This is a genomic window from Olivibacter sp. SA151, assembly GCF_054130995.1.
The window spans coordinates 4,156,482-4,177,942 of the sequence record NZ_CP096391.1 but is presented as its reverse complement, the minus strand read 5'-3'; the positions used below and the strand labels follow the sequence as shown (position 1 = coordinate 4,177,942).

The 21,461-nt window shown below is 40.9% G+C and carries 13 protein-coding genes; 10 read left to right on the top strand and 3 right to left on the bottom strand.

From position 1 onward, the window contains the following. Positions 1–17: 17 nt before the first annotated feature. The 8 genes from M1D52_RS17195 to M1D52_RS17160 are packed head-to-tail and all read left to right on the top strand — an operon-like array spanning position 18 to position 14,257. Positions 18–3,218, top strand: a complete 3,201-nt coding sequence (locus tag M1D52_RS17195; protein ID WP_377609754.1) for a SusC/RagA family TonB-linked outer membrane protein — start codon at positions 18–20, stop codon at positions 3,216–3,218. Positions 3,219–3,228: 10 nt separating this feature from the next. Beyond that, entirely contained in the window at positions 3,229–4,779 is a 1,551-nt protein-coding gene (locus tag M1D52_RS17190; protein ID WP_013666019.1) for a RagB/SusD family nutrient uptake outer membrane protein, read from the top strand. A 29-nt stretch (positions 4,780–4,808) separates the two neighbouring features. After that, positions 4,809–5,552, top strand: coding sequence for a hypothetical protein (locus M1D52_RS17185; protein ID WP_013666020.1), 744 nt, complete (start codon positions 4,809–4,811; stop codon positions 5,550–5,552). A gap of 35 nt (positions 5,553–5,587) precedes the next feature. Continuing rightward, the gene (locus M1D52_RS17180) at positions 5,588–7,213 is read left to right on the top strand and encodes a DUF5008 domain-containing protein (RefSeq protein ID WP_377609749.1); all 1,626 of its coding nucleotides are present in this window, start codon (positions 5,588–5,590) and stop codon (positions 7,211–7,213) included. 36 nt (positions 7,214–7,249) lie between these two features. Beyond that, a complete protein-coding gene (locus tag M1D52_RS17175; RefSeq protein WP_377609747.1) occupies positions 7,250–8,965 on the top strand; it encodes an alkaline phosphatase family protein in 1,716 nt (571 codons plus the stop codon). Positions 8,966–9,006: 41 nt separating this feature from the next. Then, positions 9,007–10,380: a discoidin domain-containing protein gene (locus M1D52_RS17170; RefSeq protein WP_437363133.1), complete on the top strand. Its 1,374-nt coding sequence runs from the start codon at positions 9,007–9,009 to the stop codon at positions 10,378–10,380. 57 nt (positions 10,381–10,437) lie between these two features. Continuing rightward, positions 10,438–11,475, top strand: coding sequence for a PKD domain-containing protein (locus M1D52_RS17165; protein ID WP_130857656.1), 1,038 nt, complete (start codon positions 10,438–10,440; stop codon positions 11,473–11,475). A 34-nt stretch (positions 11,476–11,509) separates the two neighbouring features. Then, complete coding sequence (locus M1D52_RS17160) at positions 11,510–14,257, top strand: carboxypeptidase-like regulatory domain-containing protein (RefSeq protein ID WP_437393111.1); 2,748 nt, start codon at positions 11,510–11,512, stop codon at positions 14,255–14,257. A gap of 133 nt (positions 14,258–14,390) precedes the next feature. Here the strand turns inward: M1D52_RS17160 and M1D52_RS17155 are convergent, their stop codons facing one another. Together M1D52_RS17155 and M1D52_RS17150 are read right to left on the bottom strand one after the other, a co-directional pair. Continuing rightward, positions 14,391–15,050 (bottom strand): DedA family protein, encoded by a 660-nt coding sequence (locus tag M1D52_RS17155; RefSeq protein ID WP_013666026.1) that lies wholly within the window; start codon positions 15,048–15,050, stop codon positions 14,391–14,393. A 744-nt stretch (positions 15,051–15,794) separates the two neighbouring features. Then, positions 15,795–16,151: a winged helix-turn-helix transcriptional regulator gene (locus M1D52_RS17150; RefSeq protein ID WP_013666027.1), complete on the bottom strand. Its 357-nt coding sequence runs from the start codon at positions 16,149–16,151 to the stop codon at positions 15,795–15,797. 121 nt (positions 16,152–16,272) lie between these two features. On the opposite strand from M1D52_RS17150, the gene M1D52_RS17145 reads away from it, so the two are divergent. Then, positions 16,273–17,268, top strand: a complete 996-nt coding sequence (locus M1D52_RS17145; protein ID WP_437393110.1) for an aldo/keto reductase — start codon at positions 16,273–16,275, stop codon at positions 17,266–17,268. Between the two features lie 58 nt (positions 17,269–17,326). On the opposite strand, the gene M1D52_RS17140 is transcribed toward M1D52_RS17145, so the two are convergent. After that, complete coding sequence (locus M1D52_RS17140; RefSeq protein ID WP_437393109.1) at positions 17,327–18,226, bottom strand: arginase family protein; 900 nt, start codon at positions 18,224–18,226, stop codon at positions 17,327–17,329. Between the two features lie 373 nt (positions 18,227–18,599). Here M1D52_RS17140 and M1D52_RS17135 point away from each other — a divergent pair, with 373 nt between their 5' ends. Beyond that, positions 18,600–21,314, top strand: coding sequence for a M14 family metallopeptidase (locus M1D52_RS17135; protein WP_013666031.1), 2,715 nt, complete (start codon positions 18,600–18,602; stop codon positions 21,312–21,314). The last annotated feature ends 147 nt before the right edge of the window (positions 21,315–21,461 follow it).

Below are 21,461 nucleotides of genomic sequence, written 5' to 3'. Positions count from 1 at the left end.
ATCAGAATAGGAATCATATGAAAAGTTTTACGCATTATCTTATACGCTATATTACCGGTAAAATGTTATCGGTAGCTAAGCAAACTTTTTTGACGGTAACCCTATTCTTGGTAAGCGGGTTATTTTATCAACTCTATGCCCAAACAGTCGTGTCCGGAGTAGTTTACGACCAGAAAAAAATTACCATTCCGGGAGTAACTGTTATAGCTGGAAATCCACCTAAGCCCTTGGCGTCCACAAATGGAAGAGGAGAATTTAGAATAAGTGTTCCGAATGGTTCAACCCTGGTATTCAAATTCATGGGATACATAGAAAAGAGGGTAACGCTTAAACCGGGACAAACAACGGTAAGTGTGGTGATGGAAGAAGATCAAAGTGCTCTTGAGGAAGTAGTGGTCAGGGGATTTGTCTCCCGTTCGAAGCAGCTAAGTACAGGGTCATCTGTCACCATTAGCGGAGACGAAGTAAAAGATGTTCCTGTAGCCAATGTGGAGCAACTACTACAAGGAAAGGTGCCGGGACTTAATATTCAGGTAAACACGGGAGCCCCTGGTTTTCGCGGATCGACGCAAATTCGGGGTCTTTCTACGTTAACGGTATCGGGGAGTGGCAATGAATCTTTCCTTCAGCCTACCTCACCCTTATATGTAATTGATGGTGTACCCTTAGATGCAGATGGTGCTTCTGAATTTGGTTTTCAACAACAAGGGCCTGGGGTAAGTCCTTTATCCATGATTCCACAAGAAGATATTGCCAGTATAGAGATCCTGAAAGATGCGCAGGCTACTTCCCTTTACGGTTCCATGGCCGCTTATGGAGTAATTATCATCACAACGAAGCGTGGTAATTCAGAAATCCCTCGAGTACGGTATACGAATAATACCTTTATGAAAGCGCCACCTGCCTTAAGAGCTACATTGGGAGGAAATTTGGAAAGGCAGTTGAAGATTCAGCAAATCTTGGCTAATGCAAGAGGCGAAATTAATCTTGACGACTTAATAAAAACGCCGTTTTTGTCAGACAGCTTAAATGCTTATTATAATAATTCAACAGATTGGCAGTCGCTTTATTACCGTACTACTTATAATCAAAGCCACAATATAGCGATAGATGGTGGAAATCCAACCTTCAACTATAAAGCGAACCTTGGTTATTTTACAGAAAAGGGCGTTATCAGAAATACCGGATTCGATCGCTATAGCGCCAACCTCCGTATGGAGTATGCACCGAATGAGAAATTTAAATTCACTGGACAGATCAATGCGCAAATAGGTAAGCAAAATAAAGGAGATGGGGCCGGACTATTACAAACAGGTGTCGCCGATGGGGGAGCAACGTCCACTTTAATGCCCGGGCCTTCCTTCTATCAAGCAAACGCCGATTATGTTGGGTCTTTACGAACAAAAAATAATAATGACGTTCGTGTGATCCGACCCGTCGCCGAAGTGAGTTATAGCATTTTTCCCGGCTTTCGTGCAACCACTTTTTTTAGCTACGAGTTTAAGTCGTCTAATGAAGATACCTTTACACCAGCGGCCGCTAATAATCAGTTTGCTAAAGTCTATGCTTTTAATGGCCGTGAATCAAACCTTTATAGTCGTACCAATTTAACTTATGCCAAAACCTTCGGGGATAACCATAATATTTTCATCAATGCTTTCAATGAGATTCGCAAAGGCGATCGTCAAAACTCCATCACGCAACAAGAACGTACTCCCAACGATCAATTTCAGGGGCCATTGGGTTTTGATGGCTATTACTCACGAGGAGGAGGAATTTTGACTAATTTCTTAGACGAACGTGCGGTGTCTTTTGCTTTAGCTACTTCTTATGATTATCAAAAGAAATATGTCGTGGACCTATCTTACCGATTGGATGGATCGTCAGGGAATGGTTTTGACAACCTATACTCCAGAAACCCAGCTATTGGTCTACGGTGGAATTTTGATAAGGAGGAATTTTTAGACAATTGGGATTGGCTAAATATGGGGGCTTTACGCTTAAGCTGGGGTATTAATGTGATTCCGAATGGCACACTCGAAAGAATTTATGGAAAGTATGATATTACGGGTAATTATAACGGGCAGCAAGGGATTGGGTTAAATTTTGATCAGATTCCCAACCCAAATCTAAAACCAACCACCACTACACAGTATAATGCCGGGCTTGATTTTTCTTTATTCAATAATAAAGTAGATGTAATTTATGACACCTATTATAAGAAGGTAGATAACTTATTGTTTGAAGAAAATCTTTCGAATACTGTTGCTTTTGGTAAATTAATTAGTAATGACGCCGGTATTGTGAACTACGGACACGAACTATCGTTTACTATCCGCCCCTTATCGCCCAGTAGTCCCTTTAACTTAATGGTTACGGTCAACGGAGCCTATAATCGGGATGTGCTGCTCAAATTGCCTGCACATTATGGCGGACAGTTTATACGGTTCGAAACCAATAGTGGCAATCGAGAGACTTATTTACAACACAATGTATTTCGTGTAGGCACGCCATCCCTTTCCAATTATTTGTTGATTAATGAGGGGGTATATGCTACAGATGATGATGTGCCTATTAATCCGGCTACCGGACTACGCTATAGCGTTAACGGACAACCTTTTCGTGCGGGGGATCCCATTATCAAAGATCTGAATGGAGATTATGTGTTAGATGCAAATGATTATGCACGTACAGGCAACGCCTCTCCCTTGTTTACCGGCGGTTTGGCAACCAATATTACCTACAAAGGTTTTGGTTTGAATATCAATGCTTCTTTTACAGCAAAACGTACGATTTTAAATAATGCCTTAGCCGATCGTTTTAACTTGATGAAAAATCCATTTGGATTAAAGGCAGTTATTCCGTTAGATGAATTCGATATGTGGCGTCAACCTGGTGATATAGCGAAGTATCCTTATGCCTATGACTATAGCCGTATTGAAATTGTTAACCCTTATCGCTATGACCAAACCCTTTGGGCAGAAGATGGCTCCTATTTAAAGATCAATAATGTTGTGTTGTCCTATATGTTTGATAAGAAACTGGTTCGGAGTTGGGGCATTAACAATTTAAGAGTATACGTATCAATGGATAATGTTTACACTTTTAGTGGTTATTCAGGTCCGAACCCCGAAAATGTAACGACCATGGGGCGCGATATCTCCGAAGGTTATCCTGTACCCCGTACCTATAATATTGGATGTAATCTAGAATTCTAAACCGATCGTTATGAGAATGCTTAATATAGTAAAGATGAGTAAAATAGGTTTGTTGACAATGCTGATTATAACGGCTTCAGCATGCAAAGACTATTTAAATGTGCAGCCCTTAGATCGGCTTACAGGTAATAATTTTTACCAAACAAAAGAGGACGTTGAGGCAAATATTGCGAATATGTACAGCACATTTTTTGATAAAATCAACGAAAGCTGGGTTATCGGAGCGATTGGTGAGGCGCGAACAGGCGAAATTGTAGCCAGTCCGGGAGGCAACAGTTACAATGAAAGAAGAGTAGTAGAAGTGTTGGGTAGAAATCAATTGCTTACGGCAATCAATAATGCTCCCTATGCAGGTTTTTATAACTATTATCGCATTACGGATTGGTCGGGTTATTATCGTGTTATTCAAAGCGCTAATATATTAATAGACAAATTAAATGAGGGCATCGCCGCGCTAAGTACTTCGGATACGCAACGGTATTTGGCCGAAGCAACTTTTATCCGCTGTTTTACTTATTTCTGGATGGTACGGCTATACGGTGACGTTGTTTATTATACCGCTCCTTATCAGGCGGATCCCCTTCCGAGAGAGGATATGGTGTCTGTCCTAAATAAATGTATTGCCGATCTAGAGCCGCATAAAGATAATATGCCCTGGGTGTTTCCTGATGCGGCACAACGCGGAGCACGAGCCAGCAAAGGAAGTATCGTTGCACTCCTTATGCATATGAATATGTGGAATGCAGGGTTTGATCCAGGGCGTGCCACAGCTTACTATCAAAAAGTGACTGCTTTAGGTCAAGAGTTGGTAAATAGCGGTGCTTATCGCTTGCTTGACATGGATGATGATGGTTGGGCCGCTGTAACGAAGGGGCGTTCGGAAGAGAGCTTATTTGAATTTTACCGAAGTATAAATTACGGCGATAACGTCTCTAATTTAGCACCTTTTGGCGATCATTTTTTGCGCTGGCCTTATAAATTCCCCCGATTTAATAATCAGTTAAGTCATTGTTACTATCTATCAACCTACATGCAAAAGCTGTTTCCTACAAGCGATGCAGATAAACGTAAAGATATTTGGTTTGAAGACATGTTGGCGGATAATGGACAATTTGTAGCAAGAAAGTTCGGTTTGAATGTTTATGCTTCCGGTAATGAAGATGAAAACCCGGATAATACTTTTTTGATTTTCCGCTATGCCGACGCCATATTGTTATGGGCGGAAGCTTTAGCCAACTTAGGTAATGAAGGCCAAGCGATTGAGGCGGTGAATATGATCCGTACGCGGGCCGGAGCCTCTTCCTATGCCGGCATGAGTGGCACTGCATTGAAAGACGCCATTTTTATGGAACGTAATAGGGAGCTCTTTGGCGAAGGGCACCGCTACTTTGATTTGGTGCGTACACGACGTATTATGAGCTCTGCATGGCTTGCATGGCCGCTTAACCAAGATCAATTTACGCGGAGAGCTTGGACCTGGCCTGTTAGCACAAACGCACTGGTAAACAATCCTTATATGGTCTTGAATGAATATTGGCTGCCAGGTGGTGGTGGAAATTAATCATATGTTGTAATAAAGCTGTCTTTAAAATGAAAAATTCTTGCATAAGATCAATCAAGCATATTGCTTACTTCTTGTTGACACTCTTAATTGTCACAGCCTGTAATAAAGATGATTATTATACAGATGGAGGCTTGGCTAATCCCCATTTTAATGGCACGATTATGCAGTATCTTGATTCTAAACCCATGGAATTTGATACCATCGCGCAGATTGTCCGTTTAGCGGGATTGGAAGAAACTTTTAATACAGAAGAGTTCACATTCTTTTGTCCTAGAGACCGCGATGTCAAGGAGCTGATTGGCGATTACCGCAACGGCGGAGCGAATACAGAGCTCTATACGTTAAATCGTGACACGATAAAAACCTTAAGCGATGTCGATTCTTTGATTTGGCGCAAATACATGCTCCGTTATATGTTCAAAGGAAAAAATCTGCTGGCAGACTATCCGCAAATTGATTTTAATGTCCTCAATATTTATCCGGGACAAAATTATTATGCCTATGATAATTCCGTATGTAATATAGGAGTTGTGTTTAACGACGCTGTGAGCAGCGATGGAAAGTCGGTGTTAAAATATATGGGCTACCGGCAATTACATATCTGCTATATTCCGAATTTGTCTTATCCGGATGTTTGGATAGTTGCTAAAGTAGCTTCGTCTGATATACAGCCAACAAATGGTGTAGTACATGCGCTGGACTATACTTCTTCGCTATTCGGTTTTAATTCACTTGAGGTAATAAACGATATCGTTGAAAGCAAGCGATAGATGAAGAGTAGATTAAATTAAAAAATAACATGATCATGAGTTCAACTATCTACAAGTTTAAAGTTTGGTATACATTCTTTTTCTGCTTTTTCGCTCTCGCTTGCACAAAGGAGGCAGAACAGTTCAGTGAACCTTATCCCGATGGAAAAGCTGCTTTAGGAATTACTGTCGATCGTGCTAAAACGCCCTCACCAGCTTCCGGATTACCGGGCATAGAAGTGAATATTGAGGCTAAAGGTTTGCTTCCTCATAAGGATCAACTGGTTTTCCGATTTAATGGTGAGCAGGCCGAGATTAAAGAAGTGACGGATGCCGGAATTTCAGTAGTGGTGCCTGATTATGCCAGTACGGGCATTACCACCATTTCCGTGGGCGATGTGGTTGTCTTTGGGCCTGAATTTACCGTGGAAGGTAAAATTAAGATTGATCCGACCTTTGTTGCGACACAAGGGGCAAATGGTGCGGTTGGTGATATTTTATTTACAAATAATGAGAAAATGGTGATCGTAGGCGGTTTCACTAACTACAATAATAAAGGGATTATCCGTCCCATTAACCGCATTGCACAGGCCTTTTTAGACGGCACTTACGATGCAGGCTTAAAATCAGGTACCGGTGCCAACGGCTATATCAGTGCCATTACACAAGTTAACGATAAATATTTTATTGGTGGCAGTTTCTCCGGTTATGCACAGCGAACCAGTAACATTAGCAATTTAACGATGCTTAATAGTAATGGAAGCGTTGATACGATGGGCGTGCATACATGGAGAAGGCCTGATCAAAATGATACCATACAATACTTCCCCCGATTTAATGCAGGTTTTGACGAAGGTGGAGTTAATCGTATCTATAGTGAAAATGGCAAGTTGTTAGTGACCGGTAGTTTTCGTTATTATGTCAGTCGGCAATATGATAAACCGAATTTCTTAGAGACCCGAGATACCATTATCGTTGATAGCACAGAAGTGAGACAGTTTGCCCGATTGAATTTAGACGGCACATTGGACAAAACCTATCGTTTTGATATCGGTACCAACAAAAGTTTAACAGGTGGTAACGGATCCATAGATACCTACTATCATCAGGAAGGTCTATTGAAAGGTAAAATGTTAGTCTTTGGCAATTTTAACCAGTTTGATGGCGAACCTGCTAACTATATCCTTCGCTTAAATGCTGATGGTACCATTGATCGAACATTCAATGCAGGCGGTGCAGGTTTTGATTTTCAGACCTATTATGCCAGCTATAATAACATAACCCATAAATATGTGGTATGTGGCAATTTCAGAACCTATAACGGGCAGCCGAGGGTAGCCATGGCCATGCTAAACGATGATGGTACATTAGATGAAGCCTTTGTTCCGAGGGTATTCGAAAACGGTTTACCTCGCTTTGCTAAACAGCTTAGTGATGGGCTGATCGTAGTAAGCGGCACATTTGTTAAATACGATGGTAAAACGAGAAATAGTTTCATGGTGCTGAATCCCGATGGTAGTTTGGCTGCTGGTTATAATGCCGTCGGAACCTTTAGTGGCGACCTATACAATGTATTTGAAACGGAGTCGGCCGACAAAAAACGAGCCTTATTGTTAATTGGTAGTTTTTGGCAGTTTGATAGTAAAGATGCTGCTAACATAATTAGGGTGCTTATTGAATAATTAGTGCCAACATACGAAGTCAAATTTGAAAACATTATGATGGAATTAAAAAAGATACTTTCAGGGATAAAAAAGGTGCTCTGGCCCTTATCTGTATGGAGCGTATTAGCTATTTTGTTAACTAGCTCTTGCCAGCAGGAATTTGAGAAGACAATTCCAGACAAGATGCATAATGACTCCGTTGATGTAACTTATGGTAAGCCCAAAGTTTTATACATCATAGCAGATGGTATAAGAGGACAATCAATACAGGCGATCGAGGCCCCTAATATCAATGGGTTATTAAACCACGCTATCTACTCTTGGGTTTCTTTGGCTGATGAACAAGCAACACAGCCGGGAACTAACTGGGCTAGTTTGTTTACAGGGGTGGCAAAAGAGAAACATGGGGTGATAGATAATGATTTCAGTACCAATAACTTTGATACTTATCCCTTAATTTATGAGCGAATAAAACAAGCCGATTCAACCACGAATATTCGCGTATTCACTACCTCAAGCGTGTTTAAAGATAACTTAACCACTGATACGGATGAAAGTCAGCTAGTTGCCGACGACGATGCGGTCAAATCTGCGGTCGTTACCGCTCTGCAAGCGGAAAATGTAGGGTTTATTACTGCGCACTTCAGCAATCCTGATAAAGTTGGTTCGGCGGTCGGATATGATGTATCAAAACCAGCTTACAGAGATGCTCTTATAGCTTTTGACACTGCATTGGGAGATATGTTAAATGCGTTAAAAGAAAGGCCAACCTATCAAGAAGAAAACTGGCTTATTGTTGTCACATCAAGTATCGGGGGGGAATATCCAATATCGGAAAATGATAATACTGTATTTAGTAACCCTGTAGCGAATACATTTACCATATTCAGCGCATCTCGCTATAATCGACGGTTTGTTAGCAAACCTTTTATCGGTAACCGATTTCAGGGTGACTTTGCTCGTTTTCAAGGACAACGTTATGCGGAATTGGAAACAGGTGATAATACAGTGTACAATTTGGATACTGGCGCTTTTACTATTGAGTTGAAAGTTAAAAAGAACAAAGCGATCAAAAACATTTACCCAAGTGTGCTCGGTAAGCGCCCGGAATGGTCATCGGGATGGGCCTCCAATGGTTGGGTCGTTTTCTTGGAGAACGATTACTGGATGTTCAACGCCCGGGGTACAGGGGGCGGTGACCAAGTGAAAGGAGGCACACTAGCTGATGCCAGTTGGAGCAGTGTGGCGGTAGTGGGAGTTGTGCGCGATGGAGAACGCTTTGTCCGTACTTACACTAATGGAGCTTTTAATACCGAAGCTAGCATACAGGGTTGGGGTAACCTAGATACGAATGCACCCCTAAAGATAGGTTATATTAACGGTAATGGCCACGGAGAACCGGACGTTTACGTAGCCGATGTGCGAGTTTGGAAAGCGGCTTTGCCGGATGACGTGATTGCACGCTATGCCTGTGAAATAGGCGTCGACGAAAATCATCCTTATTATGATTACCTGGCCGGTTATTGGCCCGTAGCCAATGACACAGATGGTACCGTCCGTGATGAAGGGCCTTTTGGCAATCATTTAACAATGACATCAGACGATTTTAGTTATGATCGGTTAAATGAGTATCTGTGTGCGCCAACTACAGCCGACTTAGGTTCTCAGGTACCAAGAACTTTTGATGTACCGACACAAATCTATACATGGCTTAAAATATCACGGCAAGAGAATTGGCAGCTAGATGGTAGAACTTGGTTAGATCAATAGACTGAACCTTTTCAATAGAACGATTTTAACGATGGAAAGATATGAACAAAAGATACAAACTTACTAAACCACTTGTGTTTATTGCTTTGCTTTGCACGATGTCAATTTCCTGTAAAAAGGAGGGACTGGATAGTTTTGCATTAAACCGCAATGTTGCTACGACAGTATCTGCGGGTGAAATCGCAGGTGAAATCGTGAAAAATAGTGATGAAGTGACTATCCCGATAAAAGTTACTTTATCATCCCCGGCGACAAAAGCTTTTCAGGTTGGTCTGCAGTTAAATGCAGATACAGTGATCCAATTAGTAGAGAGCGGTAACCTGACCGATGTCTACGTATTACCTTCAAATGCGATTACCTTACCGAACGCGGTAGATATCGCTTATGGAGCTAAGGAAGCTACTTTTGAGGTGAAAATCGGCCTTTCCGGCCTCGAGCGCTTTTTTGGTCATAAAGTAGCATTAGCTTACGACTTGGTTAATCCCGGTAAAGGAAATACGATTGGTTCAGATAAATCAGGAATAATTGTTTTTAATACCAACGATATTCTAAAGGAAGAGGATATCCATTACGTGTCTATTACAAACGGAGGTGGCACGGTGTTGGAGGTGCGCAATCGAAGGAATTATAATGTTACCTCTGCCGGGATAAATATTCCACTGGGAATTAGTTTAGCAGGGACACCAGGGAATTTCTTTACGGTAACAACCGGTGTCAATACAGATAGTATAGCAAGCTTAGTTGGCCAGGGTATTTTACCGGAAAATACCATTGCCCTTCGTCCGGATCAATATACACTTAATGAGACCTATCAGGTGGGTAGTAACCTCAGCCGCGCTGCTATGGATTTAATTGTTCCATGGTCTACCATTGAAGAAAATGCCGATCGTACTTTGGCATTAGTTGTTAAGTTAGCGGCAACATCTAGGCATCTCTTAGATCCAACGAAAAGTCATGTTGTTGTGCTTGTCCATCCGCAATATGTAAGAGAAGTAGATGTAACTGCTACGGGTACCTTAAGTGTAGACCACGATAATTCAAATGCCAATGAGAACGCGGCAAAACTGATTGACAACAACATTAATACGAAATTTTTACAGCCAGGTTTTGTGGGTAGCAGTTGGTTTCAGCTAACTTTTTCGGAACCACAGCTTATCGGTGCATATACGATTACCTCAGCTAACGATGCTGCGGATCGAGACTTAAAAGATTGGAATCTGCAAGGCTCGGACGATGGGTCGATCTGGATCACTTTAGATACGAGAGCAGGGGAGACCTTTGCGAATCGCTTCTTAACCAAGCGTTACGATTTCGAAACAGCAAAAGCGTATAAATATTATCGATTGAATGTTACCAATAACAATGGCAGCGGCGTTATTCAGTTGGCTGAATGGCGGCTTATTCGAGTTCCATAGCGGACGCGTGTTCATGTTATCGACTAATATAAAAAAACAAAGGAATAGCTATTGATTATGGAAATACAATTCAGGAATTTGCTGGGGACAATTTTCCTCGCTGTAACACTGTGTGCGGGTTGTAAAAAGGATGAGAAAGAGATTGCACCTGAACCAGAGGGACCTAAGCCTACCGCAAGCTTTACAGCTTCGCAGGTAGCAGATGATGATCCGTTTACTTTTGATTTTGAAAATGAGTCAACGAATTTTTCAGTCGTTCGTTGGGAGTTCGGAGACGACAGTAGCTCTGTCGAAACCTCACCGGTACACACTTTTTTAAAAACGGGAACATTTACCGTTTTAATGCGTGTAGAGAATGAAGAAAAATACTGGGCTCAACGGGAGAAAATTATCCAAATAAACCCAAACCGATTGATGGAAATGGACACCCGTCCTACGGGAACCGGAACCTTGGATTTGGCAGTTAATACCGGAGTAAATTTAAGCGAAGTCAGCTGGTATAACGGAGCAACGGCTACAGGTACTCCTATTTCAACTGAACGCGAAGTCAGCATCCCTGTGGAGACAGGAAGGTTTGATTATTATACACTACAAGGAAAAACACCTAAAGGATCGGTTTTGCAAATTACGCGCTTGTTAACTGATTTGGGCATTGTTAGAGACGTAACGGCAGATGGCGTGCTTTCTGTTTCAAGAGATAATAATGGCGGGCCCGATGGGGGAGAGGGATCGAAGAAATTGGTGGACAATGATATCACGACTAAATTTTTGCAGTCGGATTTCTCGGGTGATCTGTGGTTTCAGCTGGAATTCTATAATCCTGTTGTGCTAGGTGGTTATACCTTTACATCAGGCAATGATGCAGATGGTCGCGATCCGCTTAATTGGCGTTTAGAAGGATCAAAAGACGGTAGCAATTGGACCGTTTTAGATAGACGTGAAAACGAAGATTTCCCCGGAAGGAGAGAAACAAGGACCTTTACTTTTGCTAATTCAACCGCTTATAATTTTTATCGTATATATGTGACGGCGGTGAATTCAGGTTCCCTCTTCCAACTATCCGAATGGCGGGTATTATCGTTGCCGCAAACTTAAAAGTTAATGCTTCAGATTCCTAAACAATCTTGATATGATTAAAAATTTCGTTTCCCGCGTTTTGCTGTATTTATTGCTTTTTAGCCAGAGCGCTATTATTGCAAACGCGCAGGATAGCGTGGAACAAATTTTAAAACCACTTGAGGCTTGGGCCAAAGAATACCCGTCAGAAAAAGTATACGTACATATAGACAAGCCTTATTATATGGCCGGTGACACGATTTGGTTTAAGACGTATACCGTCGTAGGAGCATATCATCAACTCTCTTCGTTAAGTGGAGCCGTTTATGTCGATCTTATTTCTTCAACTGATTCGGTAGTTTCTTCACTTAAGTTACCACTCATTGCCGGTATGGCTAAGGGCAATATTAGTTTGCCTGTAGAATTAAAAGCAGGAAACTATCGTTTAAGAGCATATACGCAGTGGATGCGGAACACTGACAGCGATTACTTTTATGACCGGATCTTATACATCGGTGCCATAAGCCCTTATGGAATTCAAACCCAAGCAACTTTGCAATTTGATGAAACGGAAGAAAAAAAAATTAATGGGATGCATATCCGGTTTTTAGATGGAGAAGGGAGACCTCTGGTCGATAAATCAATCGAATACTTCATACGGACGGAGGCTGAGTTATTGAGCCAGCGAAAGGGTAAAACGGATGAAGAGGGACGATTAATGGTGCCATTGAGTGAAAGAAGTTTACGTGATTCAATTACGGCTTTTATTGTAAGTGAAATTCGGCTAGATAAAGAGAAAGTAACGACAAGCATTTTTCCGATAAATTTACAATATGATCGGGCCGATGTCCAGTTTTTTCCTGAAAGTGGTGATCTAGTGGCGGGTGTTCCCAATCGGATCGCTTTTAAGGCAGTAAGTGTGAATGGCCTGGGTGTCGAGATAAAAGGTGAAGTGTTGGATGAAAATCAGCAAATTTTAACAACATTTAATAGCGTGCATGCGGGTATGGGGCAGTTTATGTTTACTCCCGAAAGTGGAAAGCAATACAAGGCTCAAGTTGTATTTCAGGATGGTAGCACAAAGCAGCTTTCGCTTCCCAAGGTAAAGACTTCCGGATATGTGCTGTCGGTGTATTCGCAGGCTGCAACGGATACAGTGCTTTTACGTATTATGTGCAGTAACGATCGATTGAAACAACCGATAAGTATTGTTGCACAAGCAGATGGAGAAGTGTTTTATGCAACCGATTTAAGCCCTAATCGTCCACTAAACAATTTATATGTGCCGTTGACACAAGGTGTTTCAGGAATTGTCCAATTCACTTTGTTTAGTCAAGGGCAAGCTTTGAATGAACGGATTGCTTTCATAGAGCGTGGCGATAATTTAAATATATCCATAACGAATTTAAAAGATAGTTATAAGCCAAGAAGCGAGCAAAACTTTAACTTAAGCGTGCTCGACAATGAAGGACTGCCGGTTTCAGGAAATTTTTCCTTAGCTGTTATCGATGAAAGCCAAGTTCCTGTTAAAGAAGAGCAAGAAACCACCATTCTCTCTCAATTATTATTACAAAGTAATTTAAGAGGATATATCGAACAACCAAATTACTATTTTACCAATATAACTGATGAAAAGCGCGATCATTTGGACCTGTTGCTGATGACGCAGGGGTACCGACGTTTTCTTTGGTCGGATTTGCTGGACGACAAGTTGAAAAAACCGATTTATCCTCCCGAAAAAATGGTATCCTCCATTAGCGGGAAATTGCTTACACTCCAAGGTAAACCGGTTGTTAATGGTAAAATAACGTTGCTTTCCGTGGCTGCAAATATTACACTCGAAACTATTACAGACACAGAAGGTGTGTTTGTGTTTGACAGTCTATTTTTAGCCGATAATATAAAATTTACCATACAAGGGCGTTCCGAGAAAGGGAGTGATAAAGTCGAACTCGTTTTGGAAGGGATTCCAAGTTTAAGCGTAACCTATAATAAGAATACAGCCGATCTATCACTAAATGTTAATCAACAACTTGATACATACTTTTCGAGTACAAAAAAACATGATGATGCATTAGCCAAGGTGGGACTTGAAAGTAGGCTCATTAAATTAAATGAGGTCATTGTAAACGCCAAAACGGCTAAATCATTGCCGCGATCTTATAATCTTAACGGTCCGGGTAGAGCTGATCAGATAATATCAGCGAGCGAGCTAGGGACTTGTCCAACGCTAAGGGCCTGTTTGGAAGGACGCCTACGAGGCGTTGTGTTTAGAACAGAACAAACTAGCATCGGGCCTGTCACTTTTCCTACCTCTACCCGGGGTGGAAAAATGCAGGTTATTATTGATGGGCGCATACTTGATCTTCATAGCGACGGAGATTTACAGGACTTGGTAGGTATTTTTGAACAAAATTTAATAGATCCTACTCAAATTTTAAGCTTGGAAGTACTGCGATCACCCTCGCTCACTAATATATATGGAGGCGGGGCTGCTACCGGAGTCATCTTAATCAATACTAAGGGATGGTCACCAACGGAACGTACCGATTATAGTACGAAGCTCTATGCACCGAAAGGTTTTACATCAACGCGTGAGTTCTATTCCCCTAAATACGGTGTGTCAGAAAGAGCGGATATCTTGGCTGATCAACGTAGTACCGTGTATTGGAGTCCGGTAGTATCGGTTAATAAAGAAGGTAAAGCAAGTGTAAGCTACTTTAACACCGGTAACGAGGGTAAATATCGAATAGTAATAGAGGGAATTGGTGCTAATGGGCAACTGGCGAGAGGGGTTTTTCACTATCAAATAGCGAAATAATATAAAAAAACTTGACAAAGTGTATTTTGTACACTATCTTTGTCTCATCATAATTTAGGTTTATAATTGGTTAGCTAAGGTCTCCAATCTCCCCGGTTGGAGACCTTTATTTTTTAGTCAACACTGCATTAATTTACGAAGCATTCTTTTCTAAACCTTTACTTCTTAAACCTTTTAACATTTTGATTAAAACCGGAGCGGTAGCGATAAGGACAATTAAGAAAATGATTTTCTCCAAATTGTTTTTTATCCATTCATTTTCGCCCAACAGGTAACCTGCTGTTACTAAAACACCCACCCAGATAAAACTACCGGCAATGTTGAAAATTGAAAATTTTCGTAGGTCCATCTTAACTATACCGGCCACAATTGGAGCAAAAGTCCTCACAATAGGCATAAATCGAGCTAAAATGATGGCGCCGCCGCCTTTCTTCTCATAGAATTCTTGCGCCTGTACGATATACTTCTTTTTAAATAAAAAGCTGTCCTTTCGTTTAAGAAGTACACTTCCCGAGCGTTTGCCTGTCCAATAGCCTAAGAAATTACCTAAAATGCCTGCGATGGATATTAATAAAATCCAATATAAAAGGCTCCATATGGAATCTACATCCGGAAGTGTATTGTTTGCTAAAATCATCCCGGTTATAAAAAGGAGCGGATCGCCGGGAAGAAAAAATCCGAGTAAAATCCCTGTTTCTGCAAATACAATAAATAATAAAAGATATAAGCCTCCGTTCTCCATGATCCACTCAGGATTTGTGAGGTTTTGGAAAAAATCAAAAATTTCTGTCATGAACGTAACTTCTAAAAATCAGTTTTCAAATAAGCACTATGGGTCAAGAGAAGTAGTTTTACGTTTTCTCTGAGCGTTAAAAGTTTCGCTTGTTAAAATAATTTATATAGAGAGAGAAAATCGTAATAGAATGGTTTATACCATATTGATGTATAAAAAATCGAAAGCGGATGTATAGGAGTTAGTATAGATTCCTGAAAAGAACTTAAACAATTCAGTATGGTATTTCTATATTCTTTGTGGGCTTGTTTTTTTGTCTGCCGGGAGGGTGTTATTACGTCATCAAGGGCATAGTCCTGTATAACGAATCCGCTAAACTGATTTACGCTTTGAACAGGTGTTTTATTATAAAAGAAAAAAGAGCTTAATAAGAAACTGGATACGCAAATAAGGATTAAATAAAGTTCCCTTTTGCAAACAATTTTTTCTCTCTGGAGCAACATTCCTTTCTAACGCAAATTTTATACGCTGCGAATATAACAATACTTTATGAGATTATGTTTGTATGCGTGAATAGAACTGTCTAATAATCGTCGTACTTGCACACGGTGCCAGGCAGTAGCTGGTTAATAGTTAATGTAAGGTTAATGACGGTTCACACTCGTTTTGTAAAGAATCATCTGATGGCAAATCGTTACTCACAATTTACTAAGTACTTGCAATTTTATCTAGAATGCTTTTTTTTGTAAAGCAATCAAACAAAAAACGGATTTAGAATGTAGTCAAAATGTTACGGATTCCGGGTTATTCCGGAAAGTCGATTTCGCCTTCGGCAAACTTACATAACTGATCAAGCATGTCGCTTAGTTTTGTACCGGATTCTGTTAGTGAATACTCAACACGTTGCGGAACTTCGTGTATGTTATTACGACGGCGAATCAATTTGTAATGTTCAAGATGTTTTAATCGATCTGCTAAAATATTATCGCTTATGTGCTTTAAATCTTCTTTTATGCTCGAAAACCGAGTGTTTCCTTCTTCGATGCTGAACAGAACATCAGTCAGCCATCGTTTACTTAATAAATGTAAAAGTTCATTCAAGGCGCATTTTTCCTCTAGATAGGTCTGGTTGTAATAATTTGTTGAGCTCAGTTTTCTCATAAAATTATTTTTGAAAGCTAATATAGGGTTTTTGGTAGAAGTGGCTATGATAGTAGCTGTAACAAAACCGCTAAGAGTATTTATTTTCTTTATAACACACATATAAAATAGTAGACAAAAAATGAAGTACAGAAAACTTGGAGAGACAGATTTAAACCCTTCAGTTATAACTTTCGGTGCTTGGGCCGCCGGGGGATGGATGTGGGGAGGAACGGAAAGAAAAGATGCAATAGATGCCATCAAGGCTTCCTACGAGTTAGGTGTAAACACGATTGATACGGCACCGATTTACGGGCAGGGAACAAGCGAAGAAATCGTAGGCGAAGCCATTCAGGGATTACCGCGGGATAAGGTCTTAATTCTTACGAAATTTGGCATGCGATGGGATTCGATACAGGGCGACTTTGCCTTCAAAAGCAAGGACAATAGTGGGAAAGATATCGATATTTATAAATATGCAGGTAAAGAGAGCATTGTGAAAGAATGTGAAGACAGCTTGCGTCGGTTACGAACCGATTACATTGATCTTTACCAAATTCATTGGCCTGATAAAACCACAGCCATCGAGGAAACGATGGAGGCTGTTGCCCAATTGATAAAAGACGGGAAGGTTCGGCATGCCGGTGTTTGTAATTACAATGTTCCGCAAATGGAAGAAGCCGAACGTACATTGAAACTTGCTTCTAATCAAGTTCCGTATAGCATGGTGAAGCGGGATATTGAGCAAGAGATTATTCCGTACTGCCAGCAGCATCATAAGTCCATTATTGCTTATAGTCCACTAGAACGTGGCTTGTTAACCGGTAAGATGAAGCCAGGTCATATTTTTGGTGAAGGGGATCATCGTGCAGGACTTCATTATTTTCAAGAGGAGAATTTAAAAAGAACAAATGCGTTTCTAGAACGTATCAAACCCTTGGCAGATGATAAACACATTTCTTTAGGGCAGCTTGTTCTCCTTTGGACATTAGAACAGCCAGGCATTACCATTACCCTGGTCGGGGCTAGAGATACGCAGCAAGCGGTTCAAAATGCAAAGGCTGTCGATAGCACGATTTCAACCGATGAACTTGCATTTATTACGGAGAAATTGAGTCAGTTACAGCTAGCCGTTTAATGATGTTAATAACGTCTGTAGTAAAGACCCCTACAGACGTTTACTTAATTTAGGTGTTTTAACCGCAGATTTCCTTGAAAATGTAGCTTATTTGCTCTACAAATTTTTTGGTATGCAAACCCGAGGGATCTAGGTCCGGATCCAAAATAGTAAGTGTCATTCCGGCAACTTTTGGACTATCGAGCAAAGGAACAAGTAATTCCACTAATTCTTCGTAAGCCAAACCATCAGGGCTTCTACTGTCTACTGCTGGCATCAACTTGTCGTTCAGTACATCGACATCAAAATGAATCCAAAAACCGGACAATTCTTCTTTTTCGACATGATTTAAAAAGGAGGCAACACAAGATTGAATGCCCCTTGACCTTAGTTGGTACAATGGAATATAAGTCGCCTTTGATTCAATAATGGCCTGCTCATACCAATCTACGTATTCTCTATTTCCCACGCACCAAACATGTTGCTCGTCGATGTAGGGTTTCAAACTTGATATATTGGTCATCTTTTCGGGCCCACGACCCGCAGCGAAAGCTGCCGCCATGCCACCTGCACCGCCAGTTTGCGATAAAGAAGGCCAAATAAAGTCAGTATGGCCATCTAAATAAAATAATGCATGGTGGCCCCGTTCAGCCAAAGCTAATAACGGCCCCAGTAAAACGCTGCAATCTCCACCTAGAACGAAAGGGAATACGGAATCTTTAATTTCCTTTTCAAAAAAACGCTTTTGAGTAAGTGCATAATCGACGATAGCATCGGCATTGCGAATCCCGCTTTCCCTATCTAAATTCATCGTGTAGGCCGGAGCCTCAAGCCTAGTAACCCGTATGCTGGGAATGCTGTCGTATAAACCCCATTGTTTTAACCAATCGGGTAACATCCTTACCCCAGGCTCGCGCCCCGGATAAGGTTCTTTGAGCCCTAAATTAGAAGGACATTCAAGAATATAAACGTTTTTCATTGAATATTCTAAACGGTAATGAAGTTATGGTGTTATCATACAAATCCATGTCTCTTTTGTATTTGCTTACTTAAGTTAAATGTAAATAATGTTAAGTTTGTTTTTTATGGTTAATTATTTTAAAATTGTATCAAGCCTAAAAATCTGTATTAAACTGACTGTTGGGTATAAAAAAGAGATGAGAATTTTTTATTTCTGCCATCTGTCAGGGTTAGCGAGCGATGAACTAGTGTTTAGAAGCTGTTTTAAGAACTGGTCGTTTTTATTTAGGCAGTTACTGGATAATGATACATAAATATAATTGCTCCTCAAGCATAGATGGACATTGAAAATCAGGTAACTTTTCAAATCAGCGTAAATTGAGTAAGATATAATGAATTACGGTAAAAAAAGATGCTTCCTTTTCCTGCTATTCTTAACCGTAACGGGGAAGGTGTTGGCACAAGCGATTCCTGTGCCAAAATCACACTTTGGATTTTCAATCGGTGATGATTATCAACTGGCAACTTATCAACAATTGGAAAAATATTTTCAGCTGATCGACAAACTTTCGGATCGGGTACAAACGTTGGAAATCGGGAAAACCGAAGAAGGGCGAAGGCAGTATATCTGGGTGATTTCATCTCCTGAAAATTTAAAAAAACTCAGCCGATATAAGGAAATTTCACAAAAAATGGCACGCGCCGAAGACCTTTCCTGTGAAGAGGCAAAAAAACTAGCCATGGAAGGTAAGCCGGTGGTATGGATAGACGGTGGGCTGCATGCCAATGAGACGGTTGGCACTCATCAGCTGATCGAGACTTTCTATCAGTTAGTTAGTCGCAATGATGCTGAAAATAAAGCCATATTGGACGGCGTTATTATTCTACTTTCGCAGGTAAATCCGGATGGACAAGAATTGATGAGTACCTGGTATATGCAAGAGCAGGATCCCAAAAAGCGTAACATGCATATCCCGCGATTATATCAAAAATATATCGGGCACGATAATAACCGCGATTTTTTCATGATGAACATGAAAGAAAGTACGCATATTGCGCGCCAGCAGTACATTGAATGGATGCCTCAAATCGTTTATAACCATCACCAACGCGGACCCGAAGGTTCGGTTTTAGCGGGCCCTCCTTACCGTGATCCTTTTAATCACGTATTTGACCCATTGATCATAACCGGCATAGACGGTGTCGCGGCGGCTATGAACAATCGGTTAAATGCGGAGAACAAACCTGGTTATACACGTCTAAGCGGCTCTGTATTTTCTACTTGGTGGAACGGTGGACTAAGAACAACTCCTTACTTTCATAATATGATCGGGATATTGACCGAGATTATTGGCAATCCGACACCCGAAGAAGTGCCGGTAATACCAACACGTTTGATACCGAATAATGCAACTCCCAATCCGGTTACCCCACAAACCTGGCATTTTAGGCAGTCAATCGACTATTCACTTTCGTTAAACTACGCCATCTTGAATTATGCGCAGCGGCATGGAGATGAACTGCTTTATAATATATACCTGATGGGGAAAAATGCCATAGAGAAGGGAAGTAGAGATAATTGGACACTCTTGCCACGTTACGCAGATTCTATTGCTATGGCTTATAAAAGAGACAAAGGCGAGAAGCAATTAAAAGGCGATACAATTCCTAGGCACTACTATGACGCTGTTCTGAAAAATCCTGCCTTTCGAGATGCACGAGGTTATATTATTCCAGCTGATCAATCAGACTTTCCTACAGCGGTGAAATTTGTTAATGCGTTAATCAAATCAGGTGTACTAATACATAAGGCAAAGGCAGATTTTTCTGTGGGTTCAAAGCGCTACCCTGCAGGCTCTTATATCGTAAAAACGGCACAAGCCTTCCGCGCGCATGTGTTAGATATGTTTGAACCGCAAGATCATCCGAACGATTTTCAATATCCCGGTGGTCCACCGGTAAAACCATATGATGCAGCTGGATGGACTTTAGCGTTTCAGATGGGAGTACGCTTCGACCGAATAACGGATGCTTTTGATGGGCCATTTGAACGTATTGCTTACGGTTTGTTACAAGATCCACCTGTCAAAGAGCTTGCTTCTTCCAAACAGGGGTATTTGTTGGATGCTAACGTAAATGACTCCTTTACCGCCGTTAATGATTTGCTGAAAGAAAATATAAAAGTTTACAGAACACAGGCCGTCACGGTGGGAATGCCTGCCGGTTCTTTCTATGTAGAAACAAAAGAAAGTGCTTTATTACAGAAAGTGGTGAGTAAGTATGGCGTCACGGCTAAAGCAATTCCTATAAAGCCAAAAGATCTTTTGAATATAAAACCCGGTCGAATCGCTCTGTTCGATTATTACGGTGGCTCCATACCTTCCGGTTGGGTGCGTTGGATCCTGGAACAATTTCATTTTGATTTCCAACTTGTTTATCCGAAAGATATAGACAAAGGTCTGCTGCACAGAAGATTTGATGTTATTTTGTTCGTCGGAGGTGGAATGCCTCCTTTACCAACTATAAAGAATAGCAGTCGATATCTACGAATGCCATCAAAAGAGGAGGTACCCGTGGCTTATCACCATATGTTGGGAAGCTTAAGTGTAGATAAATCTATTCCTCAACTTAGAACCTTCCTGAAGGAAGGAGGTAGGATTGTTACCGTCGGCAGTGCAACTAATTTAGCCTACCATTTTAAACTGCCCGTAGAAAATGCCTTAAGTGTAAAAAACGATAACGGGGAATCGATGACCTTATCAGGTGATAAATTCTATATACCAAGCAGCATTTTAACGGTTCGTGTTGATACCACGCAGATACCCAATTTTGGCATGCGCTCCTATGTTGATGTGGTTTTCAACAATAGCGAAACATTTAGGATCAAAAATGAGGGGTTGAATCAAATAAAACCTTTGATGTGGTTTGATACCGATAAAATACTTAAAAGTGGGTGGGCTTGGGGACAGGCATATCTTAAAGGAGGTATTGCTGCGTTTTACACCACAGTAGGAAAGGGCTCTTTTTACGCTTTTGGGCCGGAAATTACCAACAGAGGGCAGGCACATGGTACTTTCAAATTATTGTTTAATGGGTTGTATAAGTAGTGCGCGTAAGTGTTCAAAAATCGTTTTGCTTTAATCAATTATAAAAATGTATACCTTGCTTCAACAAACTCTTATTTTAATCTCGTTTTAAAAAAAAGAAAATAGGATTTAACATAAAGTAATTCGTGAAATCGGTCCGTTGTTTCG